The sequence below is a fragment of the Pararhodobacter sp. SW119 genome (assembly GCF_017811755.1).
GTDB lineage: Bacteria > Pseudomonadota > Alphaproteobacteria > Rhodobacterales > Rhodobacteraceae > Pararhodobacter.
The window spans coordinates 36,818-55,347 of record NZ_JADDJF010000021.1; the positions used below are offsets into that span (position 1 = coordinate 36,818).

The 18,530-nt window shown below is 69.0% G+C and carries 15 protein-coding genes and 1 pseudogene; 11 read left to right on the forward strand and 5 right to left on the reverse strand.

Translation table 11 applies throughout. The features are described 5' to 3' along the window. Nucleotides 1–27: 27 nt before the first annotated feature. Both IM708_RS12960 and IM708_RS12965 read right to left on the reverse strand, forming a co-directional pair. Nucleotides 28–1,443: an FAD-binding oxidoreductase gene (locus IM708_RS12960; RefSeq protein ID WP_209426995.1), complete on the reverse strand. Its 1,416-nt coding sequence runs from the start codon at nt 1,441–1,443 to the stop codon at nt 28–30. Then, nucleotides 1,440–3,131, reverse strand: a complete 1,692-nt coding sequence (locus IM708_RS12965) for a thiamine pyrophosphate-binding protein (protein WP_209426996.1) — start codon at nt 3,129–3,131, stop codon at nt 1,440–1,442. Before IM708_RS12965 ends, IM708_RS12960 begins: the two co-directional genes overlap by 4 nt. A 119-nt stretch (nt 3,132–3,250) precedes the next feature. On the opposite strand from IM708_RS12965, the gene IM708_RS12970 reads away from it, so the two are divergent. From IM708_RS12970 to IM708_RS12980, 3 genes are read left to right on the forward strand one after another with little or no spacing between them, the layout of a single operon-like run. Continuing rightward, nucleotides 3,251–4,045, forward strand: a complete 795-nt coding sequence (locus IM708_RS12970; RefSeq protein WP_209426997.1) for an adenine nucleotide alpha hydrolase — start codon at nt 3,251–3,253, stop codon at nt 4,043–4,045. Continuing rightward, complete coding sequence (larB, locus tag IM708_RS12975) at nt 4,038–4,733, forward strand: nickel pincer cofactor biosynthesis protein LarB (protein ID WP_209426998.1); 696 nt, start codon at nt 4,038–4,040, stop codon at nt 4,731–4,733. Before IM708_RS12970 ends, larB begins: the two co-directional genes overlap by 8 nt. Beyond that, the gene (locus IM708_RS12980) at nt 4,730–5,470 is read left to right on the forward strand and encodes a FadR/GntR family transcriptional regulator (protein WP_209426999.1); all 741 of its coding nucleotides are present in this window, start codon (nt 4,730–4,732) and stop codon (nt 5,468–5,470) included. The genes larB and IM708_RS12980 overlap by 4 nt, the downstream gene beginning before the upstream one ends. Nucleotides 5,471–5,484: 14 nt before the next feature. Here the strand turns inward: IM708_RS12980 and IM708_RS12985 are convergent, their stop codons facing one another. Next, on the reverse strand, nt 5,485–6,243 hold the full coding sequence (locus tag IM708_RS12985; protein WP_209427000.1) for an aldolase/citrate lyase family protein: 759 nt from the start codon (nt 6,241–6,243) through the stop codon (nt 5,485–5,487). A gap of 140 nt (nt 6,244–6,383) precedes the next feature. Between IM708_RS12985 and araD the strand changes: the two genes are divergently transcribed. The 5 genes from araD to IM708_RS13010 are packed head-to-tail and all read left to right on the forward strand — an operon-like array spanning nt 6,384 to nt 12,304. Next, nucleotides 6,384–8,114 carry an L-arabinonate dehydratase gene (araD, locus tag IM708_RS12990; protein WP_209427001.1) on the forward strand — a complete coding sequence of 577 codons (1,731 nt, stop codon included), beginning with the start codon at nt 6,384–6,386 and terminating at the stop codon, nt 8,112–8,114. 18 nt (nt 8,115–8,132) lie between these two features. Next, nucleotides 8,133–9,032 (forward strand): dihydrodipicolinate synthase family protein, encoded by a 900-nt coding sequence (locus IM708_RS12995; RefSeq protein WP_209427002.1) that lies wholly within the window; start codon nt 8,133–8,135, stop codon nt 9,030–9,032. A gap of 25 nt (nt 9,033–9,057) precedes the next feature. Next, nucleotides 9,058–9,768 (forward strand): ribonuclease activity regulator RraA, encoded by a 711-nt coding sequence (locus IM708_RS13000; RefSeq protein WP_209427003.1) that lies wholly within the window; start codon nt 9,058–9,060, stop codon nt 9,766–9,768. Between the two features lie 11 nt (nt 9,769–9,779). Next, the gene (locus IM708_RS13005) at nt 9,780–11,108 is read left to right on the forward strand and encodes a lactate racemase domain-containing protein (RefSeq protein WP_209427004.1); all 1,329 of its coding nucleotides are present in this window, start codon (nt 9,780–9,782) and stop codon (nt 11,106–11,108) included. Next, entirely contained in the window at nt 11,105–12,304 is a 1,200-nt protein-coding gene (locus IM708_RS13010) for a LarC family nickel insertion protein (RefSeq protein ID WP_209427005.1), read from the forward strand. Before IM708_RS13005 ends, IM708_RS13010 begins: the two co-directional genes overlap by 4 nt. A gap of 409 nt (nt 12,305–12,713) precedes the next feature. Here IM708_RS13010 and IM708_RS13015 read toward each other — a convergent pair whose 3' ends face one another. Together IM708_RS13015 and IM708_RS13020 are read right to left on the reverse strand one after the other, a co-directional pair. Continuing rightward, the gene (locus tag IM708_RS13015) at nt 12,714–14,633 is read right to left on the reverse strand and encodes a TRAP transporter permease (RefSeq protein WP_209427006.1); all 1,920 of its coding nucleotides are present in this window, start codon (nt 14,631–14,633) and stop codon (nt 12,714–12,716) included. Between the two features lie 68 nt (nt 14,634–14,701). Further along, nucleotides 14,702–15,634 (reverse strand): TAXI family TRAP transporter solute-binding subunit, encoded by a 933-nt coding sequence (locus IM708_RS13020; RefSeq protein ID WP_209427007.1) that lies wholly within the window; start codon nt 15,632–15,634, stop codon nt 14,702–14,704. 1,032 nt (nt 15,635–16,666) lie between these two features. Between IM708_RS13020 and IM708_RS13025 the strand changes: the two genes are divergently transcribed. The 3 genes and pseudogenes from IM708_RS13025 to IM708_RS13035 form a co-directional block, all read left to right on the forward strand. After that, nucleotides 16,667–17,104, forward strand: coding sequence for a glyoxalase/bleomycin resistance/extradiol dioxygenase family protein (locus IM708_RS13025; RefSeq protein ID WP_209427008.1), 438 nt, complete (start codon nt 16,667–16,669; stop codon nt 17,102–17,104). A 64-nt stretch (nt 17,105–17,168) separates the two neighbouring features. Next, nucleotides 17,169–17,882 carry a DUF1428 domain-containing protein gene (locus IM708_RS21685; protein WP_209427009.1) on the forward strand — a complete coding sequence of 238 codons (714 nt, stop codon included), beginning with the start codon at nt 17,169–17,171 and terminating at the stop codon, nt 17,880–17,882. Nucleotides 17,883–18,122: 240 nt separating this feature from the next. Beyond that, a pseudogene (locus IM708_RS13035) lies at nt 18,123–18,530 on the forward strand (transposase); the annotation flags it as partial.

The window sequence follows — 18,530 nt, forward strand, 5'->3', positions numbered from 1 at the left end:
GCGTCTCCTTCGGGGTCAGCGCCGGGGTCAGCGCAGGGCCAGGACCTTGCCGGGGTTCATCAGCCCCAGCGGATCGATGGCGGTTTTCAGCACGTAGCACAGGTCGAGGGCCACGGGGTCCTTGTAGCGGGGCAGCTCGTCCCGCTTGGCGAGACCGATCCCGTGTTCGGCAGAGATGGAGCCGCCCATCGCGGCGACAAGGTCGTGGACGATCCGGTTGAAGCGGCCGTAATGCGCCAGGAAGTCGGCATCGGACATGGCATTGGGCCGGGTCAGGTTGAAGTGGATGTTGCCGTCGCCGAAATGGCCGAAGGGGCAGGCGCGCACGTCGGGCATATGCTGGGTGCAGGCGGCGACGCCGCGGGTGATGAAGTCGGCCACGCTGGAGACCGGCACGGAAACGTCGTGCTTGATCGAGGCGCCGGCGTGTTTCTGCATGTCGGACATGCTTTCGCGCAGCGACCAGAGGGCGGCGTTCTGCGCCTCGGAGCCCGCGATCACCGCGTCGGGGACAAGGTCGCGCTCCATCGCCTCGGCCAGGGCGGATTCGAGGCGTTCAGAGAGGTTGGCGTCGGGGTCGGGCGAGGAAAGCTCGATCAGCGCATAGGCGGGCCAGGGGGCGGCCAGCGGGTCGCGGGCGCCGGGCAGGTGGTCGAGGACCATCTGCAGGCCGAAGCGTTCGAGGTATTCGAACGCGACCAGCGTCTCGCCGCAGCGGCTGCGCAGGATGTCGAAAAGCGCCAGCGCATCGGCGGGGCCGGCGCAGGCGGCGAAGGCGGTGACGGTGCGCGCGGGTTTGGGGAAAAGCTTCAGCACCGCGGCGGTGATGATGCCCAGCGTGCCCTCGGCCCCGATCAGCAGGTCCTTGAGCGCGTAGCCGGTATTGTCCTTGCGCAGGCCGGAAAGGGCGTTCAGCACCTCGCCCGAGGGCAGAACGGCCTCCAGCCCCAGGGTCAGGTCGCGCATGGTGCCGTAGCGCAGGACGGCGGTGCCGCCGGCGTTGGTCGAGAGGTTGCCGCCGATCTGCGCGGTCCCCTCGGAGGCGAGCGAGAGGGGGAAGAGGCGGTCGGCGTCGTCGGCGGCGGCCTGCACCTGGGCCAATGTGCAGCCGGCCTCGACCGTCATCGTGGCGTTGAGGGGATCGAGCGCGCGGATGCGGTTCATCCGGCCGGTGGCGATGACGATGCCGCCCGACGGGACGCCCCCGCCGACCAGCCCGGTATTGCCGCCCTGCGGGACCATCGGCACGCGCGCCGCGGTGCAGAGGCGGACGACCGCGGCCAACTGATCGGTCGAGGCGGGGCGGACGACGGCGTCGGCGGTGCCGGTCCAGCGCCCGCGATCCTCGCGCAGCGAGGGCGCGATTCGCTCGGCGTCGGTCCAGACATGGTCGTCGCCGACGGCCCGGCGCAGGTCGGCGATCAGGCTGGGCGGAACGGTCACGAGGCCTTCTGCGCGGCCTCGCGCAGGCGGGTGATGGTGGTGCGGGTCGAGATCTGCTCGGGGTCGGTGACCAGTTCCAGCACGGCGGGGCGGCCGGCAGCGCGAGCGCGGGCCAGGGCCGGGGCAAAATCCTCGGTCCGGGTGACGCGTTCGGCGTGGCAGCCGTAGCCCTCGGCCATCTTGCAGAAGTCGTGCGTCTTCAGCGTGGTGCCCGACAGCCGGCCGGGGTGGTCGCGTTCCTGGTGCATGCGGATGGTGCCGTAGATGCCGTTGTTGAAGAGAAGCACGATGGGCGCGACCCCGTATTGCGCGGCGGTGGCCAGTTCCTGCCCGCTCATCATGAAGCCGCCGTCGCCGACCATCGACAGGACCAGCCGGTCGGGGTGGCGCACCGCGGCGGCGACCGCGGCGGGGACCGAATAGCCCATCGAGCCGCAGGTCGAGCCGACCTCGCGCCCCGGGCGGCCGAAGCGCAGGTAGCGCTGCGCCCAGCCGGTGTGGTTGCCCGCGTCCAGCGTCACGATCATGTCGGCGGGCAGGTCGTCGCGCAGCGCGCAGAAGGCCTGCCCCATGTCGAGCGTCCAGCCCTGATCCGCGGGCGCGGCGGTGTCGTCGAGGTATTCCTGCCGCAATGCCTCGGCCCAGTCCTGCCAGGCGGCGCGGCGGCCCAGGTCGCGCCCGGCCAGCGCTGCGGCGATCTGCGGCATGTCGGCGGCGAAGCCCAGGTCGGGGCCGTAGACGCGGCCGATCTCGTCGGCGTCCTGATGGACATGGACCAGCGTCTGGCGGACCTGCGGCGGCTCCAGCGCGGTGTAGCCCTTGGTCGTCATTTCGCCCAGCCGGGCGCCGAGGACGACCAGCAGATCGGCCTCGGCCAGACGCTGGATCAGCTTGCCGCTGGTCGAGGTGCCGAAATCGCCGACATAGGCCGGCGAGCGGTTGTCGAGCGCGTCCTGCCGGCGGAATGAGGTGGTGACGGGCAGGCCGTTCTTTTCGGCGAACTGGCGGATGTCGGCGGCGGCGCGGTCGGTCCAGCCCGACCCGCCAAGCAGCAGCAGCGGCCGTTCCGCCCCGGCCAGAAGGTCGGCCAGCTTGTCGACCGAGGCGGGCGAAACCTCGGCCCTTGTAGCGGTGTAGGGGCGGGCGTCGGCGACCTCGACCACGGTGGTCAGCATGTCCTCCGGCAGGGCGAGGACCACGGGGCCGGGTCGGCCCGAGGTGGCGACGCGGAAGGCGCGGGCGATGTATTCGGGCACGCGCTCGGGCACGTCGATCTGCGCCACCCACTTCGCCAGCCCGCCGAACATGGCGCGATAGTCGACTTCCTGAAACGCCTCGCGGTCGGTCATGTCGCGGGCGACCTGGCCGATGAGCAGGATCATCGGCGTGCTGTCCTGCTGGGCGATATGCACGCCGATGGAGGCGTGGCAGGCACCGGGGCCGCGGGTAACCATGCAGATGCCGGGCTTGCCGGTCAGCTTGCCGTAGGCTTCGGCCATGTTGGCGGCACCCGCTTCGTGCCGGGCGTTGTAGAGCTTGAAGCGGTTGGAAACGTCGTGCAGCGCATCCAGCACCTCAAGATAGCTTTCGCCGGGCACGCAGAAGGCGGTGTCGGCGCCGTGGATCAGAAGCTGGTCGACCAGGACCTTGCCGGCGGTCCGCGCCGGAAGTGGGGTGGCGTCTGACATGATACGCTCCTTCGCTGCCGTTCACTCTGTGGCCCGAACTGGACAAGCTTGTCAACAAAGTTTACAAGATGTCGCCGGGGATGCATGATCCGCGCCGGGCCTTATGGGAGGGCATGCCGATGCTGCTGGCCGCTTTGCGCAGGGTGCTGGACACCGAGGGCGCGCTGACCGTCGCGGTCAGCGGCGGGGTTGACAGCCTGACGCTGGCGGCGGCGGCCGCGGCGCTGCGGCCGGCGGGGGCGACGACGCTCTGCCATGCGCAATCGCCGGCGGTGCCGTCCGATGCGCTGGGGCGCGTGCAGGCGATGGCGGCGCGCACCGGGCTGGCGCTGCGGATCGTCGATGCCGGCGAGTTCGGCGATGCGCGATATCGCGCGAATCCGGTCAACCGCTGCTATTTCTGCAAGTCGAACCTTTACGCCACGCTGGCGGCGATGGGGGGATGCGTCGCCTCGGGCACCAACCTGGACGATCTGGGCGATTACCGGCCGGGGCTGGAGGCCGCGCGCGAACACGGCGTGCGCCATCCCTTTGTCGAGGCCGGTCTGCGCAAGGCCGATGTGCGGGCGCTGGCGCGGGAGTTGGGCCTGGGGGCGCTGGCCGAACTGCCGGCCTCGCCCTGCCTGTCGAGCCGGGTGCGCACCGGGCTGCGGATCGAACCCGACGCGCTGCGGCGCATCGACCGGATCGAGGCGGCGCTGCGCGACGAGTTTGGCGCGGTTCCGCTGCGCTGCCGGCAGGAGCCCGCGGGGCTGGCGATCGAACTGGACGCGGGCGTGCTGGACGGGCTGGGGGCGGCGGGGCGCGCGCGGGTGCAGGCGCTGGTCGCCGGGCAACTGGCGCGCGACGGGCTGGCGCAGGCAACGGTCCCGCTGCGCCCCTACCGGATGGGGAGCGCGTTCGTTCATGGCTGACCCTTTCGGCGCGGTCCCGCACCTGACCTTCGACGCCGACCGCGCCGCGCGGATCGGCCTGGAAGAGGTGGTGCTGGCCGAAAGCAAACCGCTGCCGCTGCTGGCCGGCCTGCTGGAAGCCGCGCAGCGCGAGGGGCGGCGGCTGCTGTGCACCCGCCTGACCGAGGCGCAGCACGCGGGCCTGCCGGAGACGGTGCGTGCGGCGATGGACTATTGCATGATCTCGCGCACCGGCTGGCTGGGGGCGCCGGCGGCGGTCGAGGGCGGCGCGGATGTGGTCGTGGTCACCGCCGGCACCTCGGACGCGGGGCCGGCGACCGAGGCGGTGCGCGTGCTGCGCTGGTCGGGGGTCGAGGGCGAACTGGTCGCCGATGTCGGCGTTGCCGGGCTGTGGCGCCTGCTGCGCTGGGCGGAGCGGTTGCAGGCGGCCGACGTTGTGATCGTCTGCGCCGGCATGGACGCGGCGCTGCCCAGCGTGGTCGCGGGGCTGGTCGGCGGCGTGGTGATCGCGGTGCCGACCTCGGCCGGGTACGGGGTCGCGGCGGGGGGGCGCACGGCGCTGAACGCGGCGCTGGCCAGCTGCGCGCCGGGCGTCGTGGTGGTCAATATCGACAACGGCTACGGCGCGGCCTGCGCGGCGCTGCGGGTGACCGCGCGCCTGCGCCGCCAGCACGGAGTCCCGCGATGAGTCCGCCGCCCGACACCGACGACCCGCTGCTGAACGCCCCGATCCGCAAGCGCGAGACGCTCGCCGACCAGATCTACGGGCGCATCCTGGAACTGATCGCGGCGGGGCAGCTGGCCGAGGGCGAGAAGCTGCCGTCCGAACACCAGATCAGCGCGCGGTTCTCGGTCTCGCGCCCCGTGGTGCGCGAGGCACTGGCGCGGCTGCGCGACGACGGCATCGTGATCGCCCGCCACGGGATCGGCAGCTTCGTGCGCCGCCGCCCGCCGCAGGGGCTGATGCAGCACGCGCGCGCCGGCGATGTCGCGGGTCTGATGCGCTGCATGGAGGCGCGGATCGCGCTGGAGCCGGCGGCGGCGCGGTACGCTGCGCTGCGCGCCAACCCGCGCGACCTGGAGCGGATCGAGGCGGCGCTGCAGACGATGGAGACGACGATGCGCGCCCGCCAGCCGCTGCACGAGGCAGATTTCGATTTCCACATGGCGGTCGCCGTGGCCAGCGGCAACCAGGTCTTCTGCGACATGCTGAACGCGACGCGGCCGGTCATGCTGCAGGCGATCTCGGTCGCGCAGAAGCTGACCAGCGCCGGCACCAGCGAGCGGATCGAGGTGGTGCTGGCCGAGCATCGCCAGATCCTGGAGGCGATCCGCGGCCACGACGCCGAGGGCGCGGGCCTTCTGATGAGCTATCATCTGGTGCAGGCCCGCCAGCGCGTCACCGATCAGGAGCGCAAGACGTGATCCGGCGCGTGCTTTCAGGCCTTCACGGCGGCGATCAGGGCGTCCATCTGGCGGGCCAGCAGCCAGTTGTCCCCGGCGATGGCGACAAAGCCGAAGCCGCGGTCGAAATAGCCGCGCGCCGGTTCCGCGCCGTAGCCCAGGATGCCGGCGGGCTTGCCGGCGGCGGCGATGGCGGCCTGCGCGCGGTCTATCAGGGCCTGCACCTCGGGCGCTGCGGGGTTGCCCAGATGGCCCATCGCAGCGGCCAGATCGCCCGGTCCGACGAAGACGGCATCCACCCCCTCGACCGCGGCGATCTGCGGAATGGCGGCGACGGCGGCGGGGGTTTCGACCTGCACGATCACGCACAGGTCCGCGACGTGGCGGCGCAGGTATTCCGCGTCGCGCCCGTAGTTGTTGGCCCGCGTCGTGGCCGAGATGCCGCGGATGCCGTGCGGCGGATAGCGTGTCCAGCCGACGACCTGGCGCGCCTGCTCGGCGCTTTCGATCATCGGAAACATCAGGCTGCGCGCGCCCAGATCGAGCAGGCGCTTGACCATCACCGGCTCGGCCTGCGGCACGCGCACCAGCGTCTCGACCGGCGCGCCGGCGGCGGCGCGCAGGTGATCGCCGATGCCCGACAGCGGCGTCGGCGAATGTTCCATGTCGACCAGAAGCCAGTCGATGCCCGAATGCGCCGCCATTTCGGTGATCGCGGGGGTGTCGAGCGACAGCCAGAAGCCCGCCATGCGGCGGCCCTGCGCCAGACCCTGCTTGAGACGGTTTTCGGTCATGGAAACTCCTTCAACCCTGGGGGTGGGCAACACCGCCCGCCCGTCGCGCACAGACCTATCCGGTCGCGCCGCGCGCGGCCAGCCCCCCGCTTGGCCGGGACAGACGGACACCTGAAATTGCCTGGAAAAGGAACACCCGCATGAAGAAGAAAGCCGCCGACCTCCGCTCCGCCCGCTGGTTCGCGCCGGACGATCTGCGCAGTTTCGGGCACCGGTCGCGGATGATGCAGCTGGGCTATTCCGAGGCGGATTTCGTCGGCAAGCCGATCATCGGGGTGCTGAACACCTGGTCCGAGCTGAATTCCTGCCACGGCCATTTCCGCGAGCGGGCGCAGGACGTCAAGCGCGGCGTGGCGCAGGCCGGGGGTTTCGCGGTCGAGCTGCCCTCGATCTCGGTCGACGAAAGCTTCACCAAGCCGACTTCGATGCTCTATCGCAACCTGCTGGCGATGGAGACCGAGGAACAGATCCGCGCGCATCCGCTGGACGGCGTGGTCCTGATGGGCGGTTGCGACAAGACCACGCCGGGGCTGATCATGGGGGCGCTGACCGCCGGCGTGCCGATGATCTACCTGCCCGCCGGGCCGATGCTGCGCGGGCATTACGCCGGCAAGATCCTGGGGTCGGGGTCGGATGCGTGGAAATACTGGGACGAGCGCCGCGCCGGCAACATCACCGACGAGGAATGGCTGGGCATCCAGGGCGGCATCGCGCGCTCGGTCGGGACCTGCATGACGATGGGCACCGCCAGCACGATGACCGCCATCGCCGACGCGGTGGGCCTGACGCTGCCCGGCGCCTCGTCGATCCCGGCGGCGGATGCGGGCCACCAGCGCATGGGGGCCGATTGCGGGCGGCGCATCGTCGACATGGTGTGGGAGGACCTGACCCCCGACCGGATCGTCACCGACGCGTCGGTTAAGAACGCGGCCATCGTCGCCATGGCCACCGGCTGTTCGACCAACGCGGTGGTGCATCTGATCGCGATGGCGCGGCGCGCGGGCGTCGATCTGACGCTCGATGATCTGGACGCGCTGGGCCGGGTGACGCCGCTGATCGCCAATGTCCGCCCGGCCGGCAAGGACTACCTGATGGAGGATTTCTTCTATGCCGGGGGGCTGCGCGCGCTGATGGCGCAGCTGAAGGACCGGCTGGACCTGTCCTGCCTGACGGTCAGCGGCAAGACCATGGGCGAGAACCTGGAAGGCGCGCAGGTCTGGAACGACGACGTGATCCGCCCGCTTTCGAACCCGGTCTACCACGAAGGCTCGCTGGCCGTGCTGCGCGGCAACCTCTGCCCCGACGGGGCGGTGATCAAGCCCGCCGCCTGCGACCCGAAGTTCCATGTCCATGAAGGCCCGGCGCTGGTCTTCGACAGCTATCCCGACATGAAGAAGGCCGTCGATGACGAGGATCTGGACATCACGCCCGACCATGTGATGGTCCTGCGCAACGCGGGGCCGCTGGGCGGGCCGGGCTTCCCCGAATGGGGGATGCTGCCGATCCCCAAGGCGCTGATCAAGCAGGGCCACCGCGACATGCTGCGCATCTCGGACGCGCGGATGTCGGGGACGTCCTACGGGGCTTGCGTCCTGCATGTCGCGCCCGAAGCCTTCACCGGCGGGCCGCTGGCGCTGCTCAAGACCGGCGATATCGTGCGCCTGGACCTGCCCAACCGGCGGCTGGACATGCTGGTCGACGAGGCGGAGCTGGAGCGCCGCCGCGCCGCCTGGACCCCGCCCGAACCGCGTTATGCGCGCGGCTGGGGGTGGATGTTCTCGCGCCATGTGACGCAGGCCGACAAGGGCTGCGATTTCGACTACCTCGAACGCGGTTTTGGCGCGGCCGCGGGCGAACCTGACATCTTCTGAACATAAGGCACGGAACCCATGACGACGAAACTTGACGCGGCGCTGACCGGGATCTCGGGCATACTGGTCACGCCCTATGACGCGGCGGGCGAGATCGCGCCGGACCGGCTGCCGGCGATCATCGACCGCGCGCTGGGGGCGGGGATGCACATGCCCGTCGTCAACGGCAATACCGGCGAGTTCTACGCGCTCACCACCGACGAGGCCTGCGCCATGGCGCGCGAGGTGGTGGCGATGGTGGGCGACCGCGCACCCGTCCTGGCCGGGGTCGGGCGGGCGCTGCCCGATGCCTGCCGCTTGGCACGCGCCTCGGCCGATGCCGGGGCGGCGGCTCTGATGGTGCATCAGCCGCCCGACCCCTTCGTCGCCCCGCGAGGCATCGCCAAGTATCTGCGCGCAGTCGCTGATGCCTCGGGCGGGCTGCCAATGATGCTCTATTTGCGCAATGACGCGATCGGGACCGGGGCCATTGCCGATCTGTGCGCCGTGCCGGGCGTCAAGGGTGTCAAATGGGCCACCCCCAACCCTCTGAAACTGGCCGAGGCGATGGATGCTTGTGACCCGGCAATCACCTGGGTCTGCGGCCTGGCTGAGGTCTGGGCGCCGCCGCTCTATGCGGTAGGGGCGCGGGGCTTCACGTCCGGACTTATCAACGTCTGGCCCGAACGGTCGCTGGCCATCCATGCCGCGCTCGACGGGGGCGACTACGCCCGCGCGAACGCCCTCATCGCCGGGATGCGCGCGTTCGAGGATATCCGCGCCGAAGAAATGAACGGCACCAACGTCACCGGCGTGAAGGCGGCACTACAGTTGCAGGGGCACGATTGCGGCCCCACGCGCCCGCCCTCGGCCTGGCCGCTGACCTCGGCGCAGCAGACGATGCTGCAGGATTTCATGACCCGCAACGACCTGGCCTGAGGCCGCGATATCGAAGGAGAAGCAGATGGACGAGACCCTGCGCGAGAAGCTGATGGGCGTGTCGGTGGCGACGCTGGCGACCGCGCTCTACAAGCGGGGCCTACGCAGCCAGGTGATCCAGTCGGTGCGGCCGGTGGCACCGAAGGGGCGCAACATGGTCGGCCCGGCCTATACCCTGCGCTACATCCCCGCGCGCGAGGACCGCAACGGGATCGAGGTCTTTCGCAACCCCGATCATCCGCAGCGGGTGGCGATGGAATCCTGCCCGGCCGGCCATGTTCTGGTCATGGACAGCCGCAAGGACGCGCGCGCGGCCTCGGCGGGGGATATCCTGATCACGCGACTGATGATGCGTGGTGCGGCGGGCGTGGTCACCGATGGCGGCTTCCGCGACGCGATGGAGATCGGCGCGATGGATTTCCACGCCTACCATTCCCGCCCCTCCAGCCCGACCAACCTGACCCTGCACGAGGCCTACGATCTGAACGTGCCCATCGGCTGCGGCGATGCCCCGGTCTTTCCCGGCGACATCCTGGTCGGCGACGACGACTGCGTGATCGTCATCCCGCACGAGATCGCCGAGGAGGTGGCGGATGAGGCGGTCGAGATGACCGTCTACGAGGATTTCGTGATCGAGCAGGTGCGCAGCGGCGCGGCGATCATCGGCCTCTATCCCGGGACCAAGCCCGAACATGCCGAGGCCTTCGCCCGCTGGCGCAAGGAACGAGGCCGCTGAGGAGCACGCCGATGGCCGACACCCTTCCCAACTACGTCCGGCTGGTCGCGGACACGCCGCTGCCCCGCATCGCGCTTTGCCGGCAGCGGTTCGACGCGGCGCGGATCGACGACCCGGCCGCCGCAGTGGCGGACGCGATGGGCGCGCCCTGCGTCGCGGAGCGCGTGAAGCCCGGGATGCGCATCGCGGTGACGGCAGGCAGCCGGGGGCTGGCGAGTTTCCCCGAATTGCTGACCGCGATCATCCGCGAGTTGCAGGCACGCGGGGCGCAGCCCTTCGTGGTGCCGTCAATGGGCAGCCACGGCGGCGCGACCGCCGAAGGGCAGCGCGCGGTCCTGGCCAAGCTGGGCGTCACCGAGGACGTGATCGGCTGCCCCATCGAAAGCAGCATGGAAACGGTCGAGGTGGGCCGGCTGGAGAACGGCATGTCGGTGCAGATGGACCGGCTGGCGCAGGAGGCCGACGGGATCGTGCTCTTCAACCGGATCAAGCCGCACACCTCGTTCCGGGCGCCGCTGGAAAGCGGGGTGGCGAAGATGCTGGCGATCGGGCTGGGCAAGCAGTCCGGCGCCGAGGCCTGCCATTCGCGCGGGATCGACCGGGTCGGCGAGTTCGTGGCGCTGATGGCGCGGATGAAGTTGGAACGCTGCAAGGTCCTCTTCGCCATCGGCACGATCGAGAATGCCTATGACCAGCTGTCGCGCGTCGTCGTGCTGGACCGCGACGGCATGATGGACGCCGAGGTGCCGCTGCTGCGCGAGGCGATGGCGAACATGCCGCGCCTGCCGCTGGGCGACCCGGCGGCGCCGCTGGCGAACGGGCCGCTGGACGTGCTCGTGGTCGATGAGATCGGCAAGGAATTCTCCGGCACCGGGATGGACCCCAACATCACCGGCCGCTTTTCCTCGCCGCGGATGACCGGCGGGCCCGAGATCTCGCGGCTGGCGGTGCTGGGACTGTCCGAGCGTACCGCCGGCAACGGCAATGGTGCCGCGCGGGCCGACGTGGTGACGCAGCGCCTGGCCGACGCCTTCGACCGCGAGCCGGTCTATGCCAACGCGCTGACCTCGACCGTGCTGACGCAGGCGGCGCTGCCGATGGTGATGCCCGACGACCGTACGGCGATCCAGACCGTCGTGCGCACCTGCCTGGCCGAGGATCCGGCGCGCCCGCGACTGCTTCGCATCGCGAACACGCTTCAGCTGGAATGGCTCTACGCGTCCGAGGCGATGCTGCCGGAACTGGCGGCGCGCCCGGGCATCGAGGTCGTGGGCGAGTTGGAGGAACTGCGGTTCGAGGGCGGGCGGCTGGTCAATCCCTGGCCCGGGCATGATGCATGAGCGGCGACGGGGCGGGGGGCGGCGACGGGCTGCACCTGCATTTCGACCCGCAGGGCGGGGTGGCGGGCGACATGTTCGTGGCGGCGCTGCTGCATGCGCGGCCCGACCTGATCGACCGGGTGCTGGCCGATGTCGCCGCCGTCTTGCCCGAGGCCGCGGGGCGCGCGGAGTTGTCGACCGTGCAGAAGGGCGGGATCGACAGCCGCGGCTTCCGACTGGTGCGCGGCCCGGCCGAGCCCCGGCGCGGGCACGAGACGACCTATCTGGGCATGCGCGAGACGATCGAGGGCGCGGCCCTGTCGCCGGGCACCGCCCGCCACGCCAGCGCGATCCTGCACCGCATCGCCGAGGCGGAAAGCGCGATCCATGCCATGCCCATTGAGCGCGTGCATTTTCACGAGATCGCGGACTGGGACGCGCTGATGGATGTCACTGCCGCCGGCAGTCTTGCCGCGGCGCTGGAAGGCGCAAGCTATTCGCTCGCGCCCCTGCCGCTGGGCGGTGGGCAGGTGAAGACGGCGCATGGACTTCTGGCGGTGCCGGCGCCCGCGACGCTGCGCATTCTCGAAGGGTTCGACTGGGTCGACGACGGGATCGGCGGCGAGCGGGTCACGCCGACCGGCGCCGCCATCCTCGCGCATGTGCTGGACGGCCCGCCCGAGGCGCGGCGCCCGCCGGGGCGGCTGCTGGCGACGGGCTACGGCGCCGGAACGCGGGACCTGCCCGGCATCGCCAATGTTCTGCGCGTCACGCTGACCGAAAGTCGTGCTGCGGACCCGGACTACGCGGCGGACGACCGCGTGCTGGTGCTGGTCTGCGACGTGGACGACATGACGGGCGAGGAGATCGCGGTCGCCGCCGACCACCTGCGCCGGGTGGAGGGGGTGCTGGATGTGACGACCCTGGCCCTTTCGGGCAAGAAGGGCCGGCCGGCGACGCGGTTCGAACTGCTCGCCCGGCCCGAGGCCCGCGCGCGCTGCACCGAGGCGGTCTTCGCGCAGACCTCGACCATCGGGCTGCGGTGGGGCGAGATGGCGCGGGTCGTCCTGCACCGACGCATGGATGCCGACGCCGGTGGCCGCCCCGTCAAGGTGGTCGCCCGACCCGGCGGCAGGCACAGCGCCAAGGTCGAAAGCGACGCGCTGGCGGACCTGCCTACGCTGGCGGAACGGCGGCGGGCGGCGCGGTCGGACTGATCCCGGAAGCGCTGGCGGGTCTTGCCGACACGGCAGCGCGGCGCCGCCGGCCGGCGCGGAAGACCCCGGGAAGCCCCCTCGAGTCGCCTGTTCTGCATGCATGAACAGGGAAATTGCCGTGGATTCGGCACCAAGGCATACCATATCCGGTATGTAAAAGTGGCTCAGCCACAAAAATGCCCGAAAAGCGTGCAGAAATCCAGGTCAGAATAACGACGTTTCTTTTCACTTTTCGAGCCGGATGCGTTCTTTCTTTTCACTTCCAGGTCGAAATCCTGAAAAATGTGACGGTTTTTGCCCGTGAGGGCGCGGTTGCTCAAGCTTGAGCACCCGCTCCCGTTTCGACGCGCCCGCGCGCAAGCAAAAGGCCCCCGCCGGAACGGGGGCCTTTGCATCAATGGGCGTGCGATCAGGTCCCGGTTCCGCCGGTCCGGCGCGCGTCTTCCGGCGGGGCGGTGTCGCTGGTCGGCACCGGCGTCATCTCGTCCTCGACGATCTGGTCCGGCTCGCGGCTGTTGAGCAGCGCCGCCAGCGCCCCCAACGCGATCCCGACCGTGTCGGTGATCAGTCCCGGGTTGATCATCGTGAACGCCGCCGCGATCAGCAACCCGCGCACGATCAGCCCGGCGGGTCGCATCAGGTAGCCGGCCAGCCCCGCCGCGAGGAAGGTCACCCCGATCCCTGCGGTGATCGCCGTGGTGATCACCTGCTGCCAGGTCCCGATCATCAAGAGCGACGGGCCGAAGACGAACATGAAGGGAATGATGTACCCCGTCAGCCCCAGCCGCACCGCGATGAACGAGGTGCTCATCACCGGACTTCGCGCGATGCCGCAGGCCGCATAGGCGGCGATGGCCACCGGTGGTGTGATCGACGACAGGATCGCGTAGTAGAAGACGAACATGTGCGCCGCCGGGATCGGCACGCCCAACCGCACCAGCGCCGGCACCAGCAGGGCGACCTGCACGATATAGGCCGGCGTCGTCGGCATCCCCATGCCCAGGATGATGCCGGCCATCATGGTCAGGACCAGGGCCAGGAGCAGCGTATGCCCCGCCGCCGTGCGCACAAGCCCGGTGAAGGTCAGCCCCAGCCCGGTCTGCGCGATCACCCCGATCACGATGCCGGCGCTGGCGCAGGCCAGCGCGACGGTGACCGAGTTGACGGCGCCGGCCCTAAGCGCGTCGATCAGCTTCTCGATCGAGAATTCCCCGCGCGTGGTCTTGCGCAGCAGGACGACCGGCACGACCGACAGGATCCCGGCCAGCGCCGAGAAGGGGGCGGAATAGCCGCTCATCAGCGCGCCGATGATGATGACGAGCGGCAGGAAGAGGTGCCCCTCGTTCACCAGGACAGAACCCAGCCGGGGCAGGTCGGCGCGCGGAATGCCCTTCATGCCGCGCTTGCGCGCCTCGAAATGGACGGCAAGGAAGACGGCCAGGAAATAGAGAAGTGCGGGCAGCAGCGCGTAGCCCGCCACGCTCAGGTAGCTGACCCCCATGAACTCGGCCATGACGAAGGCGGCGGCGCCCATGATCGGCGGCATGATCTGCCCGCCGGTGGAGGCGACGGCCTCGACCGCGCCGGCGAACTGCGGGCGGTAGCCGATGCGTTTCATCAGCGGGATGGTGAAGGTGCCGGTGGTCATCACGTTCGCCACCGCCGAGCCCGAGACCGACCCGAAGAGACCGGAGGAGAGGACCGCCACCTTCGCCGGCCCGCCCGCCGTGTGGCCGGTCAGAGCCAGCGCGAAGTCCATGAAGAGCTTGCCCACGCCGAAGCGTTCGGCCAGCGCGCCGAAGATCACGAAGAGCACCACGTAGGTGGCCGAGACCTGCGCCGGGATACCGAACAGCGCGTCGGTCGTCATGTACTGGTATTCCAGCAAGCGCATGATGTCGGCGCCCTGGATGAAGATCTGGTAGGACAGGAAGGCCATCGCGGTGATCGGCAGGATGATCCCGATCGCGCGGCGCGTCGCCTCCAGCACGGTGACGATCATCATCACCGCGAAGACCTGGTCCATCACCGACACCGGCCCGACATAGGCCATGCGGGTGTTGAAATAGGTCTGGTTGATGATCGGATAGCTCGCCGCGGCCAGCGCCGCGATCATGAACAGGATGTCGATGATCCCCGGCGGCTTGCCCTCGCGTTTAGCGGTCATCGGCAGGGCGAGGTAGGCCAGCGCCAGCGCGAAACCGAAGTGGGTCGCCCGTAGCGTGAAGGCATTGGGCGGGCCGTACCACGCGACGTATATGTGAAACAGACTCATCGATACCGCGACGGCGGTCGTCAGGTATCGCAGCCAGACGCTCACTGCCAGCATCGCGCGTATCCGATCAATAGGGGAAGGTCTGGGGCTGACCCGAGGGTCAGCCCGCAGGTTGGATCAGCTTACTCGCTGGCGTGATCTTCGTAGAAGGCGCGCGCGGCGTCATGCAGAGGCACGCCCCCTTCATCCGACATCGACTCGATCGTCATGTCGGCCATCACCGCGTTGATCGACGCCAGATCTTCCTTGTTGTTCCAGATCTTGTCGAGCAGCGTGCTGACGACGTTGTCGTCCAGGTCGCAGCGGCCGATCAGCTGGGTCTGGTAGCCGACGACGATCACGTCCTCGTCCTGGCCGGGATAGCTGCCGCCGGGAACAATGAGCGAGGCGTAGCCCGGATTGATCTCCTGCTGCATCTGGTTGATGAACTCCTCGGTCAGCGGCACGAGCGTGATCCGCGTGGAGTTGGCGAGATCCATGATCGACGAGGCCGGGACCGTCGTGCCCAGCGTGAAGACCTCGGCGTTGCCGTCCTGCAGCAGTCCGACCGCGTCGGAATAGGACACGTAGTCGACGCCGCGCATGTCATCGTAGCTGAGCCCGGCGGTCTGCAGGACTGCGCGCGTCACCTGTTCGGCGGTGTTGCCGACCGGCTGGGTGACGATGCGCTTGCCGTCCAGATCCTCGATCGACTGCACGCCGCTGGCTGCGGTTGCGACGATCTGGAAGTACTGCGGATAGAGGGTGCCGAGCAGGCAGATGTTGTCGGCGCGCCCCTCGAAGGGTTCGCGCCCCTCCAGCGCGTCGACGACCGAGATCGAGTTGCCGAACGCCAGGTCGGCCTGACCGCCCTGCACGCCCTGGGCATTGGCGACGCCGCCACCGGGCAGGACTTGTGCGCCGATGCCTTCGTCGCCGAGCATGGCCTGCATCGCCCCGCCCAGCGGGTACCAGGCACCGCCCTGCGGGCCGGTCATGATCCGCAGTTGCTGTGCATCCGCCTGTCCAACGGTCGCCGCCACGGCAACCAGTCCCGTCAAGATAATTCCACGCATGTTGGTCCTCCCTGATGATGCGTCGTGTTCGCTATGCCCCGGATTTTGCGCGCCGCGCGTTTTCGCGGCCAGCGTTTTCCGTGTGCTGGAACCCATTCCTCTTCTATGGATCCTGAACGCATATCACATCAACAGATCGCGGTTGGCTTGTCAATTTTATTTACAAGATGGGCGGGAAGGCTGATGTCGGCATGGGCTGGGGCGGACCTCGAAAAGCGCAAAGGCGGTGCTGTCACTGGGCTTTGGGAGACTCTGATCGCCGCCCAAGCCCCCTTTCCAAGTGGAGATAGTCAGGGTGGTAAGTAGCCGGAAAGGAGAGGCTTGCGAAACCTCGTTCTGAAATGCGGAGGGATTTCTTCTGCTATAGGGAACTTGTTCTTCCACCGCGCGAAGGTCCGTTGCCTGAGGAAAGATCGGGAGAAGGACGCTGGCATCGTGTGGTCCGAACTTCGGGCAGGCGTCGGCGTTGAAGGAAGTGGGGAACATCTCGGCGGACAATCGCCGTTGCGCGATGCGCGAGACGACATCGCTGTCCAAGACGCTGGCGATTCTGCGGCTGGCCGCCAGGCACACATGGCGCGGCGCCTGAGCGGGCGTTTTTCGGCGGGCATGACCGACCCTCTGGCAGACAGGTCGCCGTTGGGTTCCTGACCCTCGACGCTCGGGATGGGCCGGGTGTTCGCATGCGAACAATTCTTCCCGCAGGTCGCGAGGTCGGCATCTTTCAGCCATGTTGAGGTGCGCGCGATGAGTTTAACTTGTATATGCAATTTATTATTGCTAGGCACTATTCTGGGGCGATTCCGAGGGAGGAGTGAGTGCACCGATCCGGAGTGCAGAACCCTGCGGCCAAGATGTCGCGTCGCACGACGCGGCGGGGCTGGGCGGTCTAGATGCATGCGACGTGCGTGCGCCATTTGGAAAGCGGCGCGCCGATGACCAGCGACACGGTCTTCACCGCAGCCTCCCTCGGCAAGGCGGGCGCTGTCGCCGCTGATACAACGCGAGCTACCATGGAAAGTGAGGGATGAGATGACCGAAACAGCCACCGAGACCCGCCCCGACGCCTCCGTCATGCGGGGGGTGATCCCCTATATCGGCTACGGCGGCCGCGCCAATGAGGCCGCGGATTTCTACGCCAGGGCCTTTGGCGCGATCGACCTTGGGCGGATGCCGGATGGCGAGAGGCCGGAGCGGCTGATGCATGCGCAGGTCGAAATCAACGGAGGGGCGCTGATGATGACCGACATGGGTTGCGAGGATGTCGCGGATCCCGACCGCCTGAACCGCGCCCATATGCAACTTGTCGTCGCCGACGGTCGCGCTTGGTGGGACCGCGCGGTTGCCGCGGGCTGCACCGTCGTCATGCCCTACGAGCGGCAGTTCTGGGGTGATGACTGGGGCTTGGTCGAGGATCCCTTCGGCATACAATGGGCGATCCTGCAGCCGGGCGCTGAGCACGAGGTATGAGTCCCGGAGGGTCGGCGGCGAGGCCGCGGCCCGTTCGTACGCACAGTAGGAAAGGAGATTTCAGGTGACCTGCATCCAGGGCTTCATTTGCGCGGTGCCGACGGCGAACCGCACAGCCTTCATCGCGCACGCGGGGAAGGCGGCGGCGGCGTTCCGCGATCAGGGCTGTCTGTCCGCGGTCGAGTGCTGGGGCGACGACGTGCCGGGTGGCGAAGTGACCTCGTTTCCCGCCGCGGTGAAGGCCGGGGAGGAGGATACGGTGGTCTTTTCCTGGTATGTCTGGCCGTCGAAGGCGGTCCACGACAAGGTGATGCAGGGGCCGATGGACGACCCGCGCCTGAGCCCGGAGACGAATCCGATGCCGTTCGACGGCAAGCGCGTGGTCTTCGGCGCGTTCGAGCCGGTGCTGGAACTGGGCGCGCCGCGACCGGGCGGCTATGTCGATGGCTTCGTCGTTCCGGTGCCGCGACACCGCCGGGACGAATTCGTGGCCTTTGCCGAGGCCTGCGATCCGGTCTTCATGGACCATGGGGCAAGCTGGATCATGGAGGCCTGGGGGTTGGACGTGCCCGAGGGCAAGCTGACGGATTTCCGCCGCGCGGTGCAGGCCGGGGAGGACGAGGAGGTGGTCTTTTCCTGGGTCCAGTGGCCCGACCGCGCAGCGCGCGACGCCGGCAACGCGAAGATCATGAGCGACCCGCGCCTGGCGGACAAGGAGATGCCCTTCGACGGAAAGCGGTTGATCTTTGGCGGGTTCGAGCCGGTCGTCGAGGTCTGATGCCAGCGGGGTTGTGCCGCGGCCTTCGGGGTCGGAAACGCGGGCGGGCGGGGTGGTTGACGAAAGCTTGACGCGGCGCAGGCGGGCGGTTGGCCCGGCGCGGCGGCGTTTGGGTCTATATGTCTGAAATCGCGTGATTTGTACCTGCCAGAAAGTGGCTGGCCACACTACACGACACTGGTCTGGCTGAGGGGGTGAAGAGGTGGTTTTCTGGTCGACTCCGACCAAGGAAGCGACCCGATGTCCCGACGCACCGTCACCGCCCTCGAGATCTTTCTGCGCCCGCATTTGGGTTTGAGCAAGAGCCGTCTCGAGACGCTCTGCCTGCTGCTGGTGGGCATGATCAGCGCCCGCACCGTCAATCTCGGACATATCGCCTGCGAGCGGGAGGGGAGAGCGCTCACTGCCTCGACCTACCGCCGGCTCCAGCGGTTCTTCCAGCACGTCCGTCTGGGCCGGGACTGGGCGCTGCCGCTCGTGGCGGGGCTGCTCGGGCCGGATCGGCGCTGGACGCTGGTGCTCGACCGGACGCAATGGGCGATCGGCAAGCGGGAGGTGAACTACCTGGTGTTGGCGGTGGTGACGCGCCACTTCCGGGTGCCTATCCTGTGGACGCTCCTGCCGCGCAGCGGCAACAGCGGCACGGCG

Excerpts from the sequence above, each read along its gene's own strand:
- IM708_RS13015 (WP_209427006.1), bottom strand. The coding sequence starts at position 14,633 with ATGCTGGCAGTGAGCGTCTGGCTGCGATACCTGACGACCGCCGTCGCG.
- araD (WP_209427001.1), top strand. The coding sequence starts at position 6,384 with ATGAAGAAGAAAGCCGCCGACCTCCGCTCCGCCCGCTGGTTCGCGCCG.
- IM708_RS12995 (WP_209427002.1), top strand. The coding sequence starts at position 8,133 with ATGACGACGAAACTTGACGCGGCGCTGACCGGGATCTCGGGCATACTG.
- IM708_RS13020 (WP_209427007.1), bottom strand. The coding sequence starts at position 15,634 with ATGCGTGGAATTATCTTGACGGGACTGGTTGCCGTGGCGGCGACCGTT.
- IM708_RS12985 (WP_209427000.1), bottom strand. The coding sequence starts at position 6,243 with ATGACCGAAAACCGTCTCAAGCAGGGTCTGGCGCAGGGCCGCCGCATG.
- IM708_RS13000 (WP_209427003.1), top strand. The coding sequence starts at position 9,058 with ATGGACGAGACCCTGCGCGAGAAGCTGATGGGCGTGTCGGTGGCGACG.
- IM708_RS12980 (WP_209426999.1), top strand. The coding sequence starts at position 4,730 with ATGAGTCCGCCGCCCGACACCGACGACCCGCTGCTGAACGCCCCGATC.
- IM708_RS13025 (WP_209427008.1), top strand. The coding sequence starts at position 16,667 with ATGACCGAAACAGCCACCGAGACCCGCCCCGACGCCTCCGTCATGCGG.
- IM708_RS13010 (WP_209427005.1), top strand. The coding sequence starts at position 11,105 with ATGAGCGGCGACGGGGCGGGGGGCGGCGACGGGCTGCACCTGCATTTC.
- IM708_RS12965 (WP_209426996.1), bottom strand. The coding sequence starts at position 3,131 with ATGTCAGACGCCACCCCACTTCCGGCGCGGACCGCCGGCAAGGTCCTG.
- IM708_RS13005 (WP_209427004.1), top strand. The coding sequence starts at position 9,780 with ATGGCCGACACCCTTCCCAACTACGTCCGGCTGGTCGCGGACACGCCG.
- larB (WP_209426998.1), top strand. The coding sequence starts at position 4,038 with ATGGCTGACCCTTTCGGCGCGGTCCCGCACCTGACCTTCGACGCCGAC.
- IM708_RS12970 (WP_209426997.1), top strand. The coding sequence starts at position 3,251 with ATGCTGCTGGCCGCTTTGCGCAGGGTGCTGGACACCGAGGGCGCGCTG.